Annotated in this window: 16 protein-coding genes; 8 read left to right on the top strand and 8 right to left on the bottom strand. The window is 72.4% G+C overall.

Annotation, left to right across the window (positions count from 1 at the left end):
• Positions 1 to 31 precede the first annotated feature (31 nt).
• From ABGB17_RS08125 to ABGB17_RS08135, 3 genes are all read left to right on the top strand, one after another.
• The gene (locus ABGB17_RS08125) at positions 32 to 991 is read left to right on the top strand and encodes a pirin family protein (protein WP_347627195.1); all 960 of its coding nucleotides are present in this window, start codon (positions 32 to 34) and stop codon (positions 989 to 991) included.
• A gap of 154 nt (positions 992 to 1,145) precedes the next feature.
• Positions 1,146 to 2,117 carry a hypothetical protein gene (locus ABGB17_RS08130; protein WP_347627196.1) on the top strand — a complete coding sequence of 324 codons (972 nt, stop codon included), beginning with the start codon at positions 1,146 to 1,148 and terminating at the stop codon, positions 2,115 to 2,117.
• A gap of 158 nt (positions 2,118 to 2,275) precedes the next feature.
• Complete coding sequence (locus ABGB17_RS08135) at positions 2,276 to 3,394, top strand: mechanosensitive ion channel domain-containing protein (protein ID WP_347627197.1); 1,119 nt, start codon at positions 2,276 to 2,278, stop codon at positions 3,392 to 3,394.
• Positions 3,395 to 3,397: 3 nt separating this feature from the next.
• On the opposite strand, the gene ABGB17_RS08140 is transcribed toward ABGB17_RS08135, so the two are convergent.
• The 3 genes from ABGB17_RS08140 to glgC form a co-directional block, all read right to left on the bottom strand.
• Positions 3,398 to 5,008, bottom strand: a complete 1,611-nt coding sequence (locus ABGB17_RS08140; protein ID WP_347627198.1) for a hypothetical protein — start codon at positions 5,006 to 5,008, stop codon at positions 3,398 to 3,400.
• A gap of 31 nt (positions 5,009 to 5,039) precedes the next feature.
• Positions 5,040 to 5,357 carry a DUF5709 domain-containing protein gene (locus tag ABGB17_RS08145; protein ID WP_347627199.1) on the bottom strand — a complete coding sequence of 106 codons (318 nt, stop codon included), beginning with the start codon at positions 5,355 to 5,357 and terminating at the stop codon, positions 5,040 to 5,042.
• A gap of 61 nt (positions 5,358 to 5,418) precedes the next feature.
• Complete coding sequence (gene glgC, locus ABGB17_RS08150; RefSeq protein ID WP_347627200.1) at positions 5,419 to 6,654, bottom strand: glucose-1-phosphate adenylyltransferase; 1,236 nt, start codon at positions 6,652 to 6,654, stop codon at positions 5,419 to 5,421.
• A 67-nt stretch (positions 6,655 to 6,721) separates the two neighbouring features.
• Between glgC and glgA the strand changes: the two genes are divergently transcribed.
• Positions 6,722 to 7,912 carry a glycogen synthase gene (glgA, locus tag ABGB17_RS08155; protein ID WP_347627201.1) on the top strand — a complete coding sequence of 397 codons (1,191 nt, stop codon included), beginning with the start codon at positions 6,722 to 6,724 and terminating at the stop codon, positions 7,910 to 7,912.
• 73 nt (positions 7,913 to 7,985) lie between these two features.
• Entirely contained in the window at positions 7,986 to 8,681 is a 696-nt protein-coding gene (pgeF, locus tag ABGB17_RS08160; RefSeq protein WP_347627402.1) for a peptidoglycan editing factor PgeF, read from the top strand.
• Here pgeF and ABGB17_RS08165 read toward each other — a convergent pair.
• The gene (locus ABGB17_RS08165; RefSeq protein WP_347627202.1) at positions 8,651 to 9,436 is read right to left on the bottom strand and encodes a GNAT family N-acetyltransferase; all 786 of its coding nucleotides are present in this window, start codon (positions 9,434 to 9,436) and stop codon (positions 8,651 to 8,653) included. The two genes, pgeF and ABGB17_RS08165, sit on opposite strands and share 31 nt — an antisense overlap.
• Before the next feature lie 430 nt (positions 9,437 to 9,866).
• On the opposite strand from ABGB17_RS08165, the gene ABGB17_RS08170 reads away from it, so the two are divergent.
• Both ABGB17_RS08170 and ABGB17_RS08175 read left to right on the top strand, forming a co-directional pair.
• Positions 9,867 to 10,481 carry a hypothetical protein gene (locus ABGB17_RS08170; RefSeq protein ID WP_347627203.1) on the top strand — a complete coding sequence of 205 codons (615 nt, stop codon included), beginning with the start codon at positions 9,867 to 9,869 and terminating at the stop codon, positions 10,479 to 10,481.
• Entirely contained in the window at positions 10,478 to 11,965 is a 1,488-nt protein-coding gene (locus tag ABGB17_RS08175) for an NADH-ubiquinone oxidoreductase-F iron-sulfur binding region domain-containing protein (protein WP_347627204.1), read from the top strand. The genes ABGB17_RS08170 and ABGB17_RS08175 overlap by 4 nt, the downstream gene beginning before the upstream one ends.
• 190 nt (positions 11,966 to 12,155) lie before the next feature.
• Here the strand turns inward: ABGB17_RS08175 and ABGB17_RS08180 are convergent, their stop codons facing one another.
• Both ABGB17_RS08180 and ABGB17_RS08185 read right to left on the bottom strand, forming a co-directional pair.
• Positions 12,156 to 13,187 carry a zf-HC2 domain-containing protein gene (locus ABGB17_RS08180; protein ID WP_347627205.1) on the bottom strand — a complete coding sequence of 344 codons (1,032 nt, stop codon included), beginning with the start codon at positions 13,185 to 13,187 and terminating at the stop codon, positions 12,156 to 12,158.
• Between the two features lie 7 nt (positions 13,188 to 13,194).
• The gene (locus ABGB17_RS08185) at positions 13,195 to 13,740 is read right to left on the bottom strand and encodes a sigma-70 family RNA polymerase sigma factor (RefSeq protein WP_347627206.1); all 546 of its coding nucleotides are present in this window, start codon (positions 13,738 to 13,740) and stop codon (positions 13,195 to 13,197) included.
• Positions 13,741 to 13,910: 170 nt separating this feature from the next.
• Between ABGB17_RS08185 and ABGB17_RS08190 the strand changes: the two genes are divergently transcribed.
• A complete protein-coding gene (locus ABGB17_RS08190; RefSeq protein WP_347627207.1) occupies positions 13,911 to 14,552 on the top strand; it encodes a DUF4142 domain-containing protein in 642 nt (213 codons plus the stop codon).
• Positions 14,553 to 14,693: 141 nt separating this feature from the next.
• On the opposite strand, the gene ABGB17_RS08195 is transcribed toward ABGB17_RS08190, so the two are convergent.
• Entirely contained in the window at positions 14,694 to 17,093 is a 2,400-nt protein-coding gene (locus ABGB17_RS08195) for a GMC family oxidoreductase (RefSeq protein ID WP_347627208.1), read from the bottom strand.
• A gap of 9 nt (positions 17,094 to 17,102) precedes the next feature.
• Positions 17,103 to 18,203 carry an alpha/beta fold hydrolase gene (locus ABGB17_RS08200; protein WP_347627209.1) on the bottom strand — a complete coding sequence of 367 codons (1,101 nt, stop codon included), beginning with the start codon at positions 18,201 to 18,203 and terminating at the stop codon, positions 17,103 to 17,105.
• Positions 18,204 to 18,251: the final 48 nt, after the last annotated feature.

Genomic DNA, 18,251 nt, shown 5'->3' on the forward strand with positions numbered 1-18,251 from the left:
TTCCCCCGCGAGCGGACCGTACAGTCGTGTGGTGAGCAACCTGGAACAGGAACCACGGGAGACCTCGTGGGGTGGCAGGGCCGAGGCCCTGGACGGTCCCGTGCGCGAGCCGCTGATCGGCCGGGAGGTCGTGCTCGGCGGGCCGCGGGCGATGAAGGTCACCCGCACGCTGCCGAACCGCGACCGCAGGATGGTCGGCGCGTGGTGCTTCGTCGACAACTACGGCCCCGAGAAGGCCGTCATGCGGGTGCCCCCGCACCCGCACACCGGCCTGCAGACGGTGAGCTGGCTGCTGCGCGGCGAGGTGCTGCACCGCGACAGCCTCGGCAGCGAGCAGGTCGTCACCCCCGGCCGGCTGAACCTGATGACCGCCGGGCGGGCGATCTCCCACGCGGAGGAGTCCGCCGAGGGCGGTGACGGCGTGCTGCACGGCGTGCAGCTCTGGGTGGCGCTGCCCGAGGCGCACCGGCACGCCCCGCCCGCCTTCGACCACCACCCGGACCTGCCGGTGGCGACCCGGCCGGGGGTGGCGGCGACCGTCATCATGGGCGAGTTCGACGGCTTGGTCTCGCCCGCCCGCACCTACACCCCGCTGGTCGGCGCCGAGCTGGCGTTCGAGGACGGCGCCCAGGTCGTCTTCCCGGTCAGGCCGGACTTCGAGTACGCCGTGCTGGCCCTGTCCGGCGGCGTCGAGGCCGACGGGGTGACGCTCGACCCCGGGCCGCTGCTGTACCTCGGCTCCGGCCGCACAGAGCTGGCCTTCCACGCCCCGACGCCCGCGCGGGTCCTGCTCATCGGCGGCGAGCCGTTCGAGGAGGAGCTGGTCATGTGGTGGAACTTCGTGGGCCGCAGCCACGAGGACATCGAGCGCTTCCGCAAGGAGTGGTCGCACGGCCAGGAGTTCGGCACCGTCGCCGGCTTCGACGGCGACCCCCTCCCCGCCCCCGCCCTCCCCACCACCCGCCTCAAGCCCCGGGGCCGCCACCGCTGACGGGCCGCGCCGGGAGGTGCCGGCTTCGGAGCCCGCGGGTCTGCCACCGCCTGCGGGCGGCCTGCCGTCGTCACGCCGCGTGCCCGTGCGGTGGCCGTGTGGGGCCGGGCGATATTGGGCATTTAGTCTGATATCGGGGGAAAGGGCATGATCCATGCGGCGACGGCAGGTGCTCGCGCTCGGCGCCGGTCTCGTCCCGCTGGTCGCCGGATGCGGGAGCGGCCGCGGCCCCCGTGAACGCGCCCTGGCGTCCTCCACCGTCTCGGTGATCGTCCCCGGCCCCCAGGGCTGCGGCGCCGACCGGGTCGCGCGGTCGCTGCGCGGCCTGGCCGAGCGGGCGTCCCTGGTGCGCGGCGTCCAGGTGGTCAACCGGCCGGGGCCCACGGCCCTCGCCGAGTTCGCCGAGACCCGCACCGGCGCGCGGCGCCTGCTGATGGCCGAGCTGGGGACCGTGGGAATGGTGCGGCCGGACCGCCAGGCGGCCGCCTTCGCCGGCACCACCCCGCTGGCCCGCCTGTGCGGCGAGTGGGAGCTGATCGCGGTGCCCGCGGCCTCAGCCTTCGGGTCGTTCGGCGCGTTCGCCGACGCCATGCGGCGCGACCCGGCCGCGGTGGCGGTCGCCGGGCGCGCCGAGGGCGGCGTGGACCACGTCATGTTCGGCATGCTCGCCCAGAGCCTCGGCGTGGACCCGCGGCTGCCGCACTACGTGGCGTGCCGCTCCGGCGACGACGCGGCAGGCGCGGCGGCGGGCGGGCTGGCCGCCGCCGTCGTCGGCAGCCCCGCCGGCCTCGGTGAACGGCTGCGGGCGGGGGAGCTGCGCGTGCTCGCGGTCTCCGCCCCCGACCGCGTACCCGGCCTGGACGCCCCCACCCTGCTGGAGTGTGACACCCACCTGTACTGCGCCGACTGGCGGGCCCTGCTCGGCCCCGGCGACCTGCCCGACGACGACAGGGACGCCCTCGTCGGCATGTGCCGCTCGGTCACCGAGACGGCGTCCTGGCGGGAGCACTGCCGCCGCAACGGCTGGGCGCCGCTGTACCTGGACGGCGACGACTTCGGCCGGTGGCTCGGCGTCGAGTCGGCCCGCCTCAGCAAGGCCTTCGGCGACCTCGGCCTGCGCGCCTGACCACCGTCCGTCACCACATCACCCTCATTCGTGGTGTTTGTGATGCTTCTCTCGTAGTTGACCGCTTCTTGAGGGATTCTTAGCACGCTCGAGCGGTTAGGGTCCGTCCAGATCGGCCGCCGGAGCGCGGGACGAGGACTGACGAAGGAGCACGGCCGATGTCGTCGGCAGTGAAGTGGATGGTGCTGGTCGTCGCCGTACTGGCGGCGCTGGTGGTGGTGGAGCTGCTCAGGCGGCTGCTCAGGTCGCGCCGGGTCAACGGCCGCTTCTCGCTGGCGGGCCCGATCGTCGAGCGCTGCACCTGGCCGGGGTTCGCCACCGCCGGGCTGGTCGCCTTCGAGACCGTCTACGTCCCCGGCATGTCCGGCCAGTTCGCCAACGCCGCGGTCGAGCAGATCGCGGCGGTGCTGCTGATCATCAGCTCGGCCTGGCTGATCATCCAGGCCGCCTACGCGGTCACCGACGTGGTGCTCGAGCGGCTCCACGGCGTCGAGGGCGACGCCAACCGCAGGGCCCGGCGCATCCGCACCCAGATCACCCTGGTCCGGCGGGTCGCCGCCGCGGTCATCATCCTGATCGCCCTCGGCGCGATCATGTTCACCTTCCCCGCCGTGCGGGCCCTCGGCGCGGGTCTCATCGCCTCGGCCGGCATCGTGGGCGTCGTCGCGGGCATCGCGGCCCAGTCGACGCTGAGCAACCTGATCGCCGGGCTGCAACTGGTGTTCAGCGACGCCATACGGCTGGACGACGTGGTCGTGGTGGACAACGAGTGGGGCAGGATCGAGGAGCTCACCCTGACGTACGTGGTGCTGCGGTTGTGGGACGAGCGGCGGCTGATCCTGCCGGTGTCGTACTTCACCAGCACCCCGTTCGAGAACTGGACCCGGCACGGCAGCCGCGTCATCGGCCACGTGACGTTCAGCGTGGACTGGTCGGTGCCGGTGGCCGACCTGCGCGCCGAGCTGTACCGGGCCCTGCGCGAGCACCCCTTGTGGGACCAGAAGGACTGGACGCTCCAGGTCACCGGCGTGCTGCCCAACGGCCTGGTGGAGCTGCGCGCCCTGATGAGCGCCTCGGACGCCCCGAGCGTGTGGGACCTCAAGTGCGACATGCGCGAGCACATGGTCGACTACGTCCGCCGCAACCACCCCGAGGCCCTGCCGCGCTTCCGCGTGGAGGACGTCCCCGAGCCCCGCAGGATCGTCGGCGTCCGCGGCGTGCGCTCCGCCGCAGGCGGCCACGTCGGGCGGGCGGGCTCGGACGGCCGGGACACCTAGGGTTCAGGCGGCCGGGGGGCGCAGCACGCGGGTGGCGCCGGCGATGAGCGCGGTGGCGAGGATCCAGCCCGAGGCGATGAGGAGGTTGGCCACCCACTGCGTCCAGCCGACCGGCTCCCAGGCCCCGCGCAGCTCGAACACGCTCACCGGGACCAGCAGGTCCAGGGTGTAGGGGAACGCGTGGAAGGTCCGCTGCTCGTCCAGCCCCACCTGCGCGGGCGGAACGGAGGTGAAGACGGCCGTCCCGGCGGCGAGCAGCAGCGCGAACCAGGCTCCGGCCAGCCACGGGCGGTAGCCGTAGCCGACCGCGAAGTCCAGCAGGTATCCCGCCACCTTGCTCGGCAGCCCCAGGGTGGCCCGGCGGGCCCGCTGCTTGGCGAGCAGCACCCGCCGCGCGTCCTGGTCGTGCCCGATCCGCCGGTACCACGCGGCGAGCTGCTCGTACGGCTGCGGCCGGTACTCGTCGGGGTCGCGGGAGACCCAGTCCAGCCGCTCGGCCAGGCGCATGCCGCCGCGCAGCGACTCGAAGGCGAACCCGTTGAGGCGCACCTTCCCCCGGTAGGCCTCGGTGCCGTCGAGCAGCACCCCGATGCGGGAGTACCCGAGGTTGACCGCGCCCTCCATCGAGGACGGCCGCAGGATCAGCTCGTCCACCTGCATGTGACTCAGGTGCAGGCTCCACTCCGCGGGCTTGGACCCGCCGTCGGGCTCGGCCTCGTGCCCGGGCCCGGCCTTGAGCTCGGCCCTGTGGAACGACAACACCCCCGTCACGCGGGCGCCGCGCATCCGCACCGTGCCCTCGGCGGTGAATCCCTGGCTGAACTCGACGCTGGTCGCCTCCATGTGGTCGGCGTACACCGCGTGGCTGCCCGTCCCCTTGATCACCGCGCGCTGCAGGTAGAGGCCGCTGTTGAAGTGGGCGCCGATCAGCCGCAGGCCGCCCTCGGTGCGGATGTCGCGGCAGAACGCGCCGCCCTCCACGGTGAGCCCGCCCGCCCACAGCGCCCAGTGGTGCTGGTCCCAGCCGCGCTCGGCCCGCTCGGTGTCACTGTAGGGGCGCCGCTGGTCGGCCTTGAAGCTCTCGCTGTACGAGGTGTCGGTCGCCGGCGCGTACAGACGGGACTTGGCGAGGCGGAACTGCCCGGTGATGCGGGCGTTGTCCAGCCGCACCCCGGAGTGCACGGTGCAGGAGTCGAGCTCGAAAAGCCCGTCCACGGTGCAGCGGGCGGCGCGGATGCGGTGGATGTCGCAGCCGCGGAACCGCACCCCCTTGGTGGTGGCGTCCGACATCGCGATCGGGTCGGTGATGTGGCAGTTGAGGAGGTGGAGCTTGGCGGTGAGGGTCGCGTCGGACAGGTTGACCAGGCCGGTGATCCGCGCGCCCGCGAGCCGCAGCCCGGCGACCCTCCCGTCCTCGGGAGACTGCGCGCCGAGCAGGAGCGCGGTCAGCACCTCGGCCCGCACGGTGCGCTCGCGTCCCCACCGGCCGCCGTGCGCCGGGTCGTCCCGCTCGGCGTCGCCGGTGCGCAGGTCGACCCACGCGCCGGTGGGATAGGCCTCCCACACCCGGCGTTCCGCCGGGGTCAGCCGCCAGAACGGTCGTGATCTTCGCACATGGGGACTTTAGCGTGCCGTGCCCCGGAATTTACTCGGGATCCACACGCATCGCCCGTTCCTCGGCGGACAGGTCGTCGTCGTCCGGGCCGATCGAGGAGGCGTACTCCTCGGAGACCACGTCCGGGTGCGCGCCCTCGTCCGGGGCGACCAGCCGCATGTTCTGCCGCACGGCGCGCGGCGGGCGGTCGGGGACCTCCTGCCGCACCCGGCGCGAGATGCCGCCGGAGTACTCGGGGTCCTCCGCCTCGAAGTGGTGCCCGAGGCGGACGTCGCCGGTCCACTCCGCGATCTGGGTCTCCTGCTCGTCGTCGCCCATGTCGTCAGGGCCTCGCCGGTAATCCGTCATGTTCTTCGCCTACCCACATATGGTCACTAGTCGCGGGCGCCCCGCAAAAGGACGCGCGCGGCTATCGTTCGATGATCTCGTTCTTCGCGATGACCACCACTCCCGAGCGCGTCACCGCGAAACGGGAGCGGTCGTACTCCAGGTCCAGGCCGATCCTGGCGCCGTCCGGCACGACCACGTTCTTGTCGATGATGGCCCGCCGCACGATGGCGCCCCTGCCGATCTTCACGCCGCCCATGAGCACCGAGTCCTCCACCTGGGAGTGGGAGTGCATCACCACGCCGGGCGACAGGATCGACCGGCAGGCGGTGCCGCCGGAGACGATCACGCCGGGGGAGACCAGCGAGTCGTGCGCCTGCCCCACCCGGTCGCCGTCCTTGTGGACGAACTTGGCCGGGGGCAGCGGGTCGTGCCCGGTGTAGATCGGCCAGTGCGCGTTGTACAGGTTGAACACCGGGTGCGCCGAGACCAGGTCCATGTTGGCCTCGTAGTAGGCGTCCAGCGTCCCGACGTCCCGCCAGTAGCCGCGGTCGCGCTCGGTGGAGCCCGGCACGACGTTGTCGGCGAAGTCGTACACCTCCGCGCCGCCGGACTTGACGAACATCGGGATGATGTTGCCGCCGAGGTCGTGCCTGCTGGCGGGGTCGAGCGCGTCCTCGCGCAGCGCGTCGATCATGGCCTGGGTCTTGAAGACGTAGTTGCCCATGGAGGCGTAGATCTGGTCGGGCGCGTCCGGCAGCCCGATGGCGTCGGTGGGCTTCTCGCGGAACGCCACGATGCGCCGCCCGGCCGGGTCGGTCTCGATCACGCCGAACTGGTCGGCCATGGCCAGCGGCTGCCTGATCGCGGCGACCGTCACGTCCGCCCCGGACTGGATGTGCTGATCGACCATCTGCCGGGGGTCCATGCGGTAGATGTGGTCGGCGCCGAACACGATGCAGTGCTCGGGCAGCTCGTCGTAGATCAGGTTGAGGTTCTGGAACAGCGCGTCCGCCGACCCGGCGAACCAGCGGGGCCCGAGACGCTGCTGGGCGGGCACCGGCGCGACGTAGTTGCCGAGCATGGCCGACAGCCGCCAGGTGCGCGAGACGTGCCGGTCGAGGCTGTGGCTCTTGTACTGCGTGAGGACGACGATCTTGAGGAAGCCGCCGTTGGCGAGATTGGACAACACGAAGTCGACGAGGCGGTAGATCCCACCGAAGGGGACCGCCGGCTTGGCGCGGTCGGCGGTGAGCGGCATCAGCCGCTTGCCCTCGCCACCGGCCAGCACGATCGCGAGGATTCTGGACGTCGTCATGCCACGACGTTACCCGGCTTTTCTCCACCAAATCCGCTCAAACATCACACGCGGCTAAGGTCTACCCATGCGTGTCGATCTGCTGAGCCGCGAGTACCCGCCGGAGGTCTACGGCGGGGCCGGTGTCCATGTCGAGTACCTCGCCCGCGAGCTCCGCCGCCTAGCCGACGTGCGGGTCCGCTGTTTCGGCGCCCCGCGCGACGAACCCGGCGTGCACGCCTACCGCGTGCCCGGCGGCCTGTCGGCGGCCAACGCGGCGCTCCAGGTGCTCGGGGTGGACCTGGAGATGGCCGCCGGCTGCGAGGGGGCGGACCTGGTGCACAGCCACACCTGGTACGCCAACTTCGCCGGCCACACGGCCAAGATGCTGTACGGCGTGCCGCACGTGGTGACCACGCACAGCCTGGAGCCGCTGCGCCCCTGGAAGGCCGAGCAGCTCGGCGGCGGCTACACCCTGTCCTCCTGGGCCGAGCGCGAGGCGCTGCTCGCCGCCGACGCGGTGATCGCCGTCTCCGAGGGCATGCGCCGCGACGTGCTGGCCTGCTACCCGGACGTCTCGCCCGCCAAGGTCGCCGTGATCCACAACGGCATCGACACCGCCGAGTACGCCCCCGACCCCGGCACCGCCGTGCTGACCCGGCACGGCATCGACCCCGGGCGGCCGTACGTGCTGTTCGTCGGCCGCGTCACCCGGCAGAAGGGCCTCGCCCACCTGCTGCGCGCCGCCCGCGCCCTCCCGCCGGACGCCCAGCTCGTGCTGTGCGCGGGCGCGCCCGACACCCCGGAGATCGCGGCCGAGATCACCGCCCTGGTCGAGGAGCTGCGGGCGGGCCGCTCCGGCGTGGTCTGGATCTCCGAGATGCTGCCCAAGCCCGAGGTGATCCAGCTCCTCACCCACGCCACCGTCTTCGTCTGCCCGTCGGTGTACGAGCCCATGGGCATCGTCAACCTGGAGGCCATGGCCTGCGAGACCGCCGTGGTGGCCACCGCCACCGGCGGCATCCCCGAGGTCGTCGCGGACGGCGCCACCGGTCTGCTCGTGCCGATCGACCCGCTGCCCGACGGCGAGCCCTGCGACCCCGGGGCGTTCGCGGACGCCATCGCCGAGCGCGTCGGCGCCGTGCTGGCCGACCCGGCCACCGCCGCCGCCATGGGCAGGGCCGGCCGGGAGCGCGCCGTCGAGCACTTCTCGTGGGCGGCCGTCGCCGCCCGCACCCGCGACCTGTACGCCTCCCTGCTCCCCGCCGCGGGGAACTAGGCGGCCCGGTACCTGCCGCCGGGCGGGGGACGGTCGGTAAGCTGGCGCCGTGCTTGCGATCGACCGGGTGCGCATGGCGTTCACCGACCGGCACGGCGGGGTCAGCGCGGGGCCGTACGGCACCCGCAACCTCGGCGGGTCGGTGGGCGACGACCCGGTGGCGGTCGCGGAGAACCGCGCACGCACCGCCCGGGGCTTCGGCCTGGACCCCGCCAGGGTCGTGTTCATGCGGCAGGTGCACAGCCCGCACGTCGGTTACGTCTCCGAGCCGTTCGGCATGGAGCCGCCCGAGCTGGACGGCGTCTACACCGACCGCCCGGGCCTCGCCCTCGCCGTGCTCGCCGCCGACTGCGCCCCCGTGCTGGTCGCCGACCCCGCCGCCGGCCTGGTCGGCGGCGCCCACTCCGGCCGGGTGGGCACCGCGGCCGGCGTGGTGCCCGCCCTGGTGGAGGCGATGCGCGCCCACGGCGCCGGCGAGCTGGTCGCGCTGATCGGCCCGCTGGCCTGCGGCGCCTGCTACGAGGTGCCCGAGGCGCTGCGCGAGGAGGTCGCGGCGGCCGTGCCCGAGACGTGGTCCACCACCCGCGGGGGCACCCCCGCGCTGGACCTGCGCGCCGGCATCGCCGCCCAGCTCGCCCGTGCGGGCGTCACCGACGTCCGCCACGACGGCCGCTGCACCATCGAGACACCCGACCTGTACTCCCACCGCAGGGACAGGACCGGCGGCAGGTTCGCCGGCTACGTGTGGCTGGAGCCCGGCGCGGCCTGATCCGGCGCCTCGCCCGGCACGATCACGGTCAGCCAGGACCCGGTGGGGCGGAAGCCCAGGCGCTCGTACACGCGCCGGGCGGGGTTGCCGTCGGTGACGGCGAGCCCCAGGGAGGGCAGTCCGTGCATGGTCGCCAGGGCGAGCGCGCGGCGCAGCATCACCGCGCCGAGCCCGGCGTACCGCGGGTCGGGGTCGCGGAACACCTCCATGACCCACGGCCCGCCGTACGGCGGCTCGCCGCTGAGCGTGCCCACCATCACGCCGGCCACCACGCGGTCGTGGCGCAGCAGCAGCCCGCCGCACGGCAGCAGCGGCCCGTAGGACCGGCCGCTCAGCAGCGGGGCCAGCTCGCCGTTCAGCGCCTCGGCGTCGCCGGTGTCGCGCCGGTCGGGGTGCCCGGAGGCGTAGGCGGCACGCCAGGCGGGGAACACCTCGGCGGGCGGCACCGCGTCGCAGGCCACGACGCCGTACCCGGTCTCGGCCCACCAGGCCGGCGCCGGCTCGGCGCGCAGGTCGCGTGAGTAGGAGTGCGCGTGCCGCAGCGGCCGCGCCCCGGCGGCGAGCAGGCGCCGGCCGAGGTCCTCGTCGCCGGCCACCACCCAGCCGGGCAGGCGCCGCAGCACCGCCTCTTCGGCGCCGGGCCCGAGCACCGTCGCGAGGTCGGCGCAGGGGCGCCCCGCGCGGGTGCCTTCCACGAAGCTGAGCACCGGACGTCCGGTATCGTCATTGATCGTCTGCGCCCCACCTCTGTTCACGACGCCCAACGTTAGAGCGCCCCCGGCGAACCCGGCCACTGCTTTTCCGGTGGTCAGGGCATGTTTGCGCGTGTTGTTTACAGGTGGGGCGGGGGAGTGGTCGGGACCACTAGTGGTGCAATTCTCAAGTGCCCGAATTTCTGTAACATTCTGGTACCAGCGAGGCGCCAGAGGCGCTAGTGTGATCGACGCGCGCAAATGTCCCGATCGATCCCGGTAGGCACCCAGCGGCACGATGCCCGGTTTCAGACCGGCTCTGGCGGAGGACGGGATGAAGGAAACGCGACACCGGCGGGCACCGCAAAGGTCTCGGTCACGACCTCCAATCGTGGTCAGATTGGTCACCACCACGTCGCTACTTGCTGGGACCGCTCTTCTTGGAGCTTCGGTCCTGGTGCAGGTGCAGGACTTTCTCATTTTCTATTCGGGGGTGTTCACGCTCCTTGGACTGACAGGCACGGTGGTCGTCGGTCTGGCGGCCACGGACCGGCTCGTCCTGCGGGTGCGGCAGCGCGTCTTCATGCAGGCGCTGCACCGCGCGTTCGCCGTCACGGCGGTCGGGTTCCTCATCACCCACGTGGTCCTGCAGATCATGCGGGGGCGGATCGCCCCGGCCGACGCGTTCCTGCCGTTCGGCGACTCCGGCTTCGCGGTGTCCCTCGGCACGATCGCCGCCGATCTGCTCATCCTGGCGGCCGCCACCGGCGCGTTCCGCGGCCGTTTCGTCGGCATCAGGTGGCCCTGGTTATGGCGGGCGTTGCACGTCACCGCCTACCTGTGCTGGCCGGTCGCCATCGTGCACGGCCTCACCGCCGGCCGCGCCGCCGCCGACTGGGTGACCTTGAGCTACGTCGCCGCCATCGTCGCGGTCGGGTTCGTGCTGCTGGTACGCCTGGTCGTGACGGTCGGCCCCCGGGACCGGGCGCCCGCCAGGTTCCGCGGCAGCGGCAAGGCCGGTGGCGGGCGCAAGGCCGAGACCATCCGGGTGGACGACGTCTTCGACGAGGAGTTCTGGGTGACGTTGCGCAAAGAGGTGCGCAGATGACGACGTACGGCGTGCTGGACGTCTACCGCATCGGCCCGGGCCGGCTCACCGCCGGCCTGGACGCCTCGCCGCGCCTCGACTACGACACCCACCGGCGGGTGCACGGGCACATGCCCCGCCTGCCGATCGACGACCTCATCGCGCTCGCCGAGCTCGGCGACCTGCGCGGCCGGGGCGGGGCGGGCTTCCCGTTCGCCCGCAAGCTCAGGGCCGTGGTGGACTCGGCGGGCCGCCGCGGCGCCCCCATCACGGTGGTGGTGAACGCCACCGAGGGCGAGCCCGCGGCGCACAAGGACAAGGTGCTGCTCAGCCGGGCACCCCACCTGATCCTGGACGGCGCGGACCTGGTGGCCCGCGCCCTGTCCGCGGTCGAGATCGTGGTGGGGGTCGCGCACGGCGGCCCGGGGGAGCGGTCCCTGCTCAACGCCATCCACGAGCGCGGCATCACCGACGCCGTGCGCGTGGTGCGCATGCCGGACCGTTTCATCTCCGGCGAGGGCGGCGCGCTGGTGCGCGGCATCAACGGTGAGCGGCCCATCCCGCCCGGCCGCAAGGTGCGGGCCGCGGACCGCGGCGTCGGCGGCATGCCGACCCTGCTGTCCAACGCCGAGACCTACGCCCAGCTCGCGCTGCTCGCGATGCTCGGCGTGGACATGTACTCCTCGGTCGGGATGCCGTCCGAACCGGGCACGGTCATGCTCAGCGTCACCGGCTCGGCCCGCCGTCCCGCGGTGGTGGAGACGCCGACCGGGGTGCGGCTGCGCGAGATCCTCGACCTGTGCGACGCCACCGTCGGCCAGGGTGTGCTGGTCGGCGGCTACCACGGCAAGTGGATGTCCGCCGAGGCCGCCGAGCGGGCCGAGGTGTCGCGCGCGGGTTTCGAGGCCCTCGGCGGAGCGCTCGGCGCGGGCATCGTGATCCCGCTCGGCTGGGAGTCCTGCCCGCTCGGCGAGACCGCGCGGGTGGCCCGGTACATGGCGGGCCAGAGCGCCGGGCAGTGCGGCCCGTGCTACATGGGCCTGCCGGACCTCGCGCAGGCGTTCGGCGCGCTCGCCGACGGCCACGGGCACATCGACGCCGTCCAGCGGGCCGCGGCCACGATGCGCGGCCGGGGCGCCTGCGGGCACCCCGACGGCACCTCGCGTTTCGTGTTGTCGGCCATCGACGTCTTCGCCGAGGACGTCATGACCCATTCGGCGTACGGCACGTGCGGCCTGCCCACCCGGGGTGTGCTGCCGCTGCCCGACGAGCCGTTGTCGCGGGCCGCCGAGGCGCAGCTCATCCTCGACTGGTCGCGCTGCGAGGGCCACGGCCTGTGCTCGCTCGTGGTGCCCGAGCTCATCAAACTCGACACCCACGGCTACCCCGTGGTGAGCACCGCGTCGGTGCCGGCCCGGCTGGAGGGAGAGGCGCGCAGAGCCATCGAGATGTGCCCCGCGCTCGCCCTGCGCCTCACCCCGGCGCCCACCGAGAGCAGGCGGTGACCCCCCTGGGACGGACGCCCGCGGGTGTCCGTCCCACCGTCAGAGCAGGTGTGAGGAGGAGAACGGCATCACCGCCCCCCGCCCGACCGCGGCCGGACGTGCGCCGGCCGCTGCACGGCCGTGCCTCTCCCCAGGCGTGTGCCGTGCCGCCCGCCACGTGGCGGATGGTTCCTCCCCCAGGACCGGGCCGTCAGGCCACCGGGATGTCCAGCAGGCGCACGCCGTCGTCGCGGCGCACCTCGAAATGGGCGATCTCGTTCGCGGCGAGGGCCGTGCCGCCGGTGAGGCGCATCGGCTCGGGGTGTCCCGGCACGCCGAAGCCGCCACCGGGGGGCACCCGCCAGCCCGACACCACGTCGCGGTCGCCGTTGCGGGAGATCGCGATGAGGCTGCACCGCTCGGGTCCTGTGACCCCGCTGAGCTGGAAGTTCACCTCGGTGCCCCAGGTGCGCGGGGTCATGGCGACCGAGCCGCTGACGCCGGTGTCGGGGCTGGTGCCCTCCCGCACGAGCGGCGAGCCCGAGACGGACGGCGCGGCGACCGGCGGGGTTTCGTCGCGCGGCCACACCTGGGCCGTGGTGACCCCGGCCACCGCGACCACCATGGCCGCGGCCACCCCGAGCCACAACGCGTTGCGGCGGCGGTCCCGCACCCGCGACAACTCGTCGTCGGAGTGCCCGGGCAGGTAGTCGTAGTCGTCGTCGCGCCGCCGGTGCCCGTTGCCGGGGTGGCGGTGCGGCGGCCGGCCGCTCGGCGTCCACAGGTCACGGCCCGCCTCGTCGAGGGAGGAGGGCAGGTCGCGGCCCGCGCCATGAAGGTCGCGGGCGCCGGGCAGCTCGCGGACCACCCCGTCGCGCGCCTCGCGCAGGTCCCGCAGGTCGCGCGGGCCGGTGGGCAGGTCGCGGACCACGCCGTCGCGGGCCTCACGAAGCCCCCACAGGTCGCGCGGCTCGGGCGCCGAGCCGTTCACGGCGTCGCGCGCCGCCCCGTTCACGCGATATCCGGCCGTCGCGCCGCCGGACGTGCCGAGTCCCGTGTCGTTCACCGTGCGCTTCACGTCGCGCTTGATCAGGTCCAGCGCGTCGGGGAGGTCGTACATGTCCCGTAGCTCGTCCTGGCAGCTCGCGCAGTCGAGCAGGTGGCGGTCGAACTTCGCGGAGTCCTCCTCGTTGAGGATCCCGAGGACGTAGGCGGCCACCTCGACGTGAGGGGGTGAATCCATCAGCCGGTCACCCCCTCTCCTTCATCGTCTTCTGCAGGGCGCGGAGCGCGTAGTACACCCGGGACTTCACCGTCCCGGGCGGCACCCCCAGCACTTCCGCCGCCTCATTGATCGTACGGTCGTGAAGGTACGTCTGCACGAGTGCTTCCCGATGCTCCTCGGAAAGGCTGTACAGGGCCTCGGACACCACCATCGCGGACAACATGGGCTCAGACCCGTCCGGGATGGCGACGGTGTCTAACTTGTCGGGTTCCACCTCCTGGGGGCGGACCGAACGCTGGCGATGGGTGTCGATGACGATCCGTCGCGCCACCGTCATCAGCCACGCCCACAGCAGACCGGGTTCCCGGTTCAGTTTCCCCGCGTTGCGCCACGCGCGGAACACCGTCTCCTGGACGACGTCCTCTGCCCATTGCTGGTCACCTCCCGTCAACCTGCGCACATTGCGCAGAAGGGGCCCGCCGAACTCGCGGTAGAGCGTCGTGACCAGTTGCTCGTCGGAGTCGTCGTGTGCTTCTTCCGGCCCGGACCGGACACTGCGATGACGCTGCACAGGCACATGGTGGCAGTGGACCACCTGTCTCGGTAAGTAAATCGCACAACTTCCACAAAATTAGGAAATCTCGCCTCAAGGGTGAACCGGATCCCCGCAGGCCCCGTACCTCTGCCCGAACAAGCGCGCGCGAACGGGACAGCGGGACACATGGAAGGAGAGGGCATTCGGTGAACCGGCTTCAGTTCAGGCCCATGCGGCTCATCGAGGTGCTCGGCGCACTGACGTTCCTGGTCGTGGCCACCATCACGGTGCTGACCATCGCCCCGAACGCCATCAGGTCGGCGAGCGGCGCCTCACCGGCGGACTGGACCACCACCGACTCCGGCCCCATCGGGCCGGCCGACCGCGACTTCCTCGCCAAGGTCCGGCAGGCCGGTCTGTGGGAGATCCCGACCGGCCAGCAGGCGCAGGAACGGGCCGGCAGCCAGCGCGTCAAGGAGGTCGGCCTGCAACTCGCCGCCGACCACACCAAGCTGGACGAGCAGGTGCGCGCGGTCGCGGCCAAGCTCCGGGTCAAGATCCCGAGCACGCCGAGCGCCGACCAGCAGGCGTGGATGGCCGAGCTGTCGCAACTCGAGGGCGAGGCGTACGACAAGGTGTTCGCCGACCGGCTCCGCGCGGCGCACGGCAAGGTGTTCGCCGCCGTCGCCCTGGTGCGCGCCGGCACCAAGAACGACGAGATCCGGGCGTTCGCCCAGGTCGCGGTCGATGTGGTGATGAAGCACATGACGCTTCTCGAGAGCACCGGCAAGGTGGACTACGCCGCCCTGCCGACACCCCCGCCTCCCTCCCCTATCCCCTCCAAGTAGGGGACGAAGGCGCGAAGCCCGCCCTGGTTCACCGGACCACCGCGACCGCGACCTGTGCCGCTGCCGACCTCCGGAGCCGGCGGCCGATCGGCGGGGGGATCCACCTCCCCCTCACCGGTCGGCCGCCTCGGGGTTTCCGCCTCACCCCGGTCCGTAGACGTCCCAGAGCTCCCCGACGAAGAACCTCCCGAAGCGGGCGACGGCCGTCAGGCCCCGCGGCCCCTCGGTGTCGAAGCTCTTCAGCGTGGCGGCGAGGTCCATGGGCTTGATGTGCAGCGTGCCCGCGCCGAGCACCTCGGCGCTCTCGTCCTCGTCCTCCGGGACGTGACCCTCCAGCAGGCGCGTGAAGAGGGTCGAGGTGTCGAGCCACAGCCTGGTGGCGGGCCCGTGATGGACGTCCTTCCAGCCCGACAGGGTGCGCCGCTCGCCGTCGTCGTCGGTGAACCACAACCGGTAGCGCATCTCGCGCCGGTCGGGGCTCATGCCGGGGGCGAACAGGTTAAACCAGCCGCGCTCCACCTTGCGGCGCCCGCCGCAGATGGGGGAGTCGACCCATCCGGCCGCGTGGGCCAGGTGGGTGGGCTCGGCGAGGAAGCCGTTGACGTCGTCGATGGTGATGGTGAGCTCGAAGGAGAACCGGTCACCGTGCGAGCGGGCCGAGATGTCGCCCGAACGCGGGTCGCTCACGCCGAGGGACAGGAACCCCCGCATCTCCTCGGTGAACGAAAGGGACGTGCGCTCGCCGGGCCCGGGCATCGGGACGGGCGGCGTCTCGGCCGGCGGTTCGCTGACCAGGCCGGCACCCATGGTCATGTGGAACTCAACCTCTTTCGTCGCCTGAGTGGATCGCTTGGGCGGGATCGGACGCTGCTCCAGAATCCGGGTGCACATGCGGTCGGACAGCGCCGCGATGGTCAGCGACGGGTTGGCGCCCACCGGTCCCGGCAGCGCGGCGCCGTCGGCGATGTACAGGCCCGGGTGGTCGAACACCTCCCCGTAGGCGTCGCACACGCCCTCACCGGGGTGGCGGCCCATCGGCGCGCCGCCGAGCGGATGCACCGTGATGATGCGCTTGCTGAGCCACGCGGGCATGTCGGCGTACTCGGCGCCGAGCACGTCGGAGATGCGGCGCATCGTGGCCCGCACCCGCTCGAAGTACTCCTCACCGGTCTCGGTGTGCCACTCGACGTCCAGCCGGCCGTCCCTGAGCCGCAGCACGCCGTCCGGAACGTCGCGGCCCATGCCGAGCAGGGGCAGGGACGAGGTGGACAACTCGCCGCGGCCGATCAGGTCGGCGAACTCGGCGGACATGTTGGTGTCCCCGGTGAGCATGGCCCGCAGCCGGTCGATGAGGAACCGGGCGGCGCGGCCGAGCTCGCTGCGCACGTCGGCGCCCTCCACCAGCCAGTCGACGAACGCAGGGAAGCCGCCGTCCTCGATGTAGCCGCCCCGGCCCGTCTCACGGGTGCCGTCGGCGGTGTCGGCCAGCCGGATCGCGCTCGTGATGACCGGCCCGCGGCTGCCGGTGATGGTGCGGCTGCCGGTGCGGTCCTTGGCGCGCAGCAGGAACGTCAGCAGGTCGCCGTTGCCGGAGAACCGCGTGCCGAGGCGGTCGCTCAGGCCGGGCAGCTCCGCGCGGCTGCGCAGCAGCAGGTACGTCGTGCCGAGCGTGCCCGCGGCCAGCACCAGCCGGTCGCAGGTGATGGTCTTCGGCCCCCCGGCCGGGTGGTGCGTGACGTAGTCGACGGCGTACCCGCCACCCCGCCTCGGCCGGATCGTGCGCACCTCGTGCAAGGTGCGCAGGTCCGCGCCGTGGTGGCGGGCCGCCGCCAGGTATGTGTGGTCGAGGCTGTTCTTGGCCCCGTCGTTGCACCCGAGGTTGCACTCCCCGCAGAGCCGGCACGTGCGGCGCTGCACCCCGTGCAGGTTGCCGTACGGCGCGTCCACCAGCGGCAGGCCGATGCCGGGCGCGGCGCCCCGCGACGGCGCGAAGCTGACCGCCAGCGGCGGCAGATGGTAGTCCAGGCCGAGCTCGGTGGCGGCGTCCTGCAGCGCCCGCGTCTTCGGGGTGTCGCTGTAAGCCGGGTTCTCCAGAGGATAGGAACCGACGCCGATCATCTCCTCGACGGCGTCGTAGTGCGGGTCGAGGTCGGCCCGGGTGACCGGCCAGTGCTCGTACCCGCCGTTCGGCAGCGGATCCTCGTTGACGAACCACCGCTCGTCCTTGCGCATCAGCACGTTGGCGTAGATGAGCGACCCGCCGCCGAGCCCGCTGGAGACCACCGAGTCGCAGCCGTCGAAGCTCCACACGTCGAACATGCCGTACAGGCCCTCGGCCGGGTCCCAGAACGCCTTCCCCATCTCGGCGGGGCTGCGCGGGAACATGCCAGGAGCGTAGGCACGGCCCCGCTCCAGCACCACCACCGACAGCCCCGCCGAGGCCATGCGGTACGCCGCGACCGAGCCCCCGAACCCGGATCCCACCACCACGACGTCCGCGTGTTCCGCGCCCGAGGGCGCGCCCGGAATATTAGTGATCATCTTGGTGCCTCAGCCCGCGTGGCGCTTGAGGAAGTCGAGGACGCGCGGGAACACGTCCACGTGCGCGTTCTTCCCGATCAGCGGGTCGATGTGCCCGTAGCCCGGCAGCACCTGCAGCTCGTGCCGCCCGGGTGCGCGCTTGGACAGGACACGGTGGCACACGATGTTCGAGTCGGTGAACACGTCGTTGTGGTCACCGGTCAGGAAGAGCACCGGGGTCTCGTTCCGCCCCGTGCCGGCCAGATAGTCGTCGGGCAGGGCCGCGTGCCGTGGCTCCCCAGGCTCGCACTTCACCGCGCGCCCTGCCCGCACCATCTTGTAGATGTGCCGGTAGTAGTTCACGTCGGACGCCGCGTTCAGGTCGGCGAGCCGCTCGTGCAGATGGGTCTCCGGCGCCAGGTTGCCGTGACGGTACATCGCCGGGCGTCCGCTGCCCCACATGAAGCTCTGCATGTGGCAGGCGGGCTCGCGGCACTCGGGATGGAAGAACGACACCGCGCGGGCGAGCAGGCGGCGCCTGCTGAGCGGCGGCGCGTCCGCGAAACGCGGGTCCAGGTACGGCAGACCCAAGCCGTACTCCAGCAGCGGCGGGCCGAACCGAAGCTTGACGCGGGCCCAGGCGGGGACCCGCGGGGTCAGCCCCACACTGTTGGCGACCATGCTCGTGACGCCGGTGACGGCTCCACCGAACAGGCTCATCATGAACGACACCGACCCCAGGCAGTGCGCGATGACATGGATCCGCCGTGCCCCAACGTGACGGCGGAGCTCTGCCATGGCTGCCGGATGATCGAAGGCCGCGATGTCGTCCAGGGTGAACCGCCGGGTCTCCATGTTGTAGGGGAACCGGCTGCTCATGCGGAAGTCGAGCGTCCAGACGTCGCAGAAGCCGCTGTCCAGCAAGAAGCTCACCAGGTTGTGGTGCTCCGGCATGATGAACATGTCGCTGGACGAGGTCAGGCCGTGGACGAGCAGCACGACGTCATCGCTTTCCCCCGTACGGAAGCGAGTGAGCGTCAGGCCGAGCTCGTCCTCGGTCGAGAAGGGATGCACCGAGATCTCGGCCCCCGGCACGCCGTCAAGCGTGAAGCGCGAAATGCGGTGTTCCATCTGACCGTCCTCCTGGTCTTGACCCGCCTCAAACAATGCCAACAGGGG

The sequence above is a fragment of the Sphaerisporangium sp. B11E5 genome, from assembly GCF_039871875.1.
Lineage (GTDB): Bacteria > Actinomycetota > Actinomycetes > Streptosporangiales > Streptosporangiaceae > Sphaerisporangium.

Excerpts from the sequence above, each read along its gene's own strand:
- ABGB17_RS08130 (WP_347627196.1), top strand. The coding sequence starts at position 1,146 with ATGCGGCGACGGCAGGTGCTCGCGCTCGGCGCCGGTCTCGTCCCGCTG.
- pgeF (WP_347627402.1), top strand. The coding sequence starts at position 7,986 with ATGGCGTTCACCGACCGGCACGGCGGGGTCAGCGCGGGGCCGTACGGC.
- glgA (WP_347627201.1), top strand. The coding sequence starts at position 6,722 with ATGCGTGTCGATCTGCTGAGCCGCGAGTACCCGCCGGAGGTCTACGGC.
- ABGB17_RS08195 (WP_347627208.1), bottom strand. The coding sequence starts at position 17,093 with ATGATCACTAATATTCCGGGCGCGCCCTCGGGCGCGGAACACGCGGAC.
- ABGB17_RS08145 (WP_347627199.1), bottom strand. The coding sequence starts at position 5,357 with ATGACGGATTACCGGCGAGGCCCTGACGACATGGGCGACGACGAGCAG.
- glgC (WP_347627200.1), bottom strand. The coding sequence starts at position 6,654 with ATGACGACGTCCAGAATCCTCGCGATCGTGCTGGCCGGTGGCGAGGGC.
- ABGB17_RS08200 (WP_347627209.1), bottom strand. The coding sequence starts at position 18,203 with ATGGAACACCGCATTTCGCGCTTCACGCTTGACGGCGTGCCGGGGGCC.
- ABGB17_RS08135 (WP_347627197.1), top strand. The coding sequence starts at position 2,276 with ATGTCGTCGGCAGTGAAGTGGATGGTGCTGGTCGTCGCCGTACTGGCG.
- ABGB17_RS08180 (WP_347627205.1), bottom strand. The coding sequence starts at position 13,187 with ATGGATTCACCCCCTCACGTCGAGGTGGCCGCCTACGTCCTCGGGATC.
- ABGB17_RS08175 (WP_347627204.1), top strand. The coding sequence starts at position 10,478 with ATGACGACGTACGGCGTGCTGGACGTCTACCGCATCGGCCCGGGCCGG.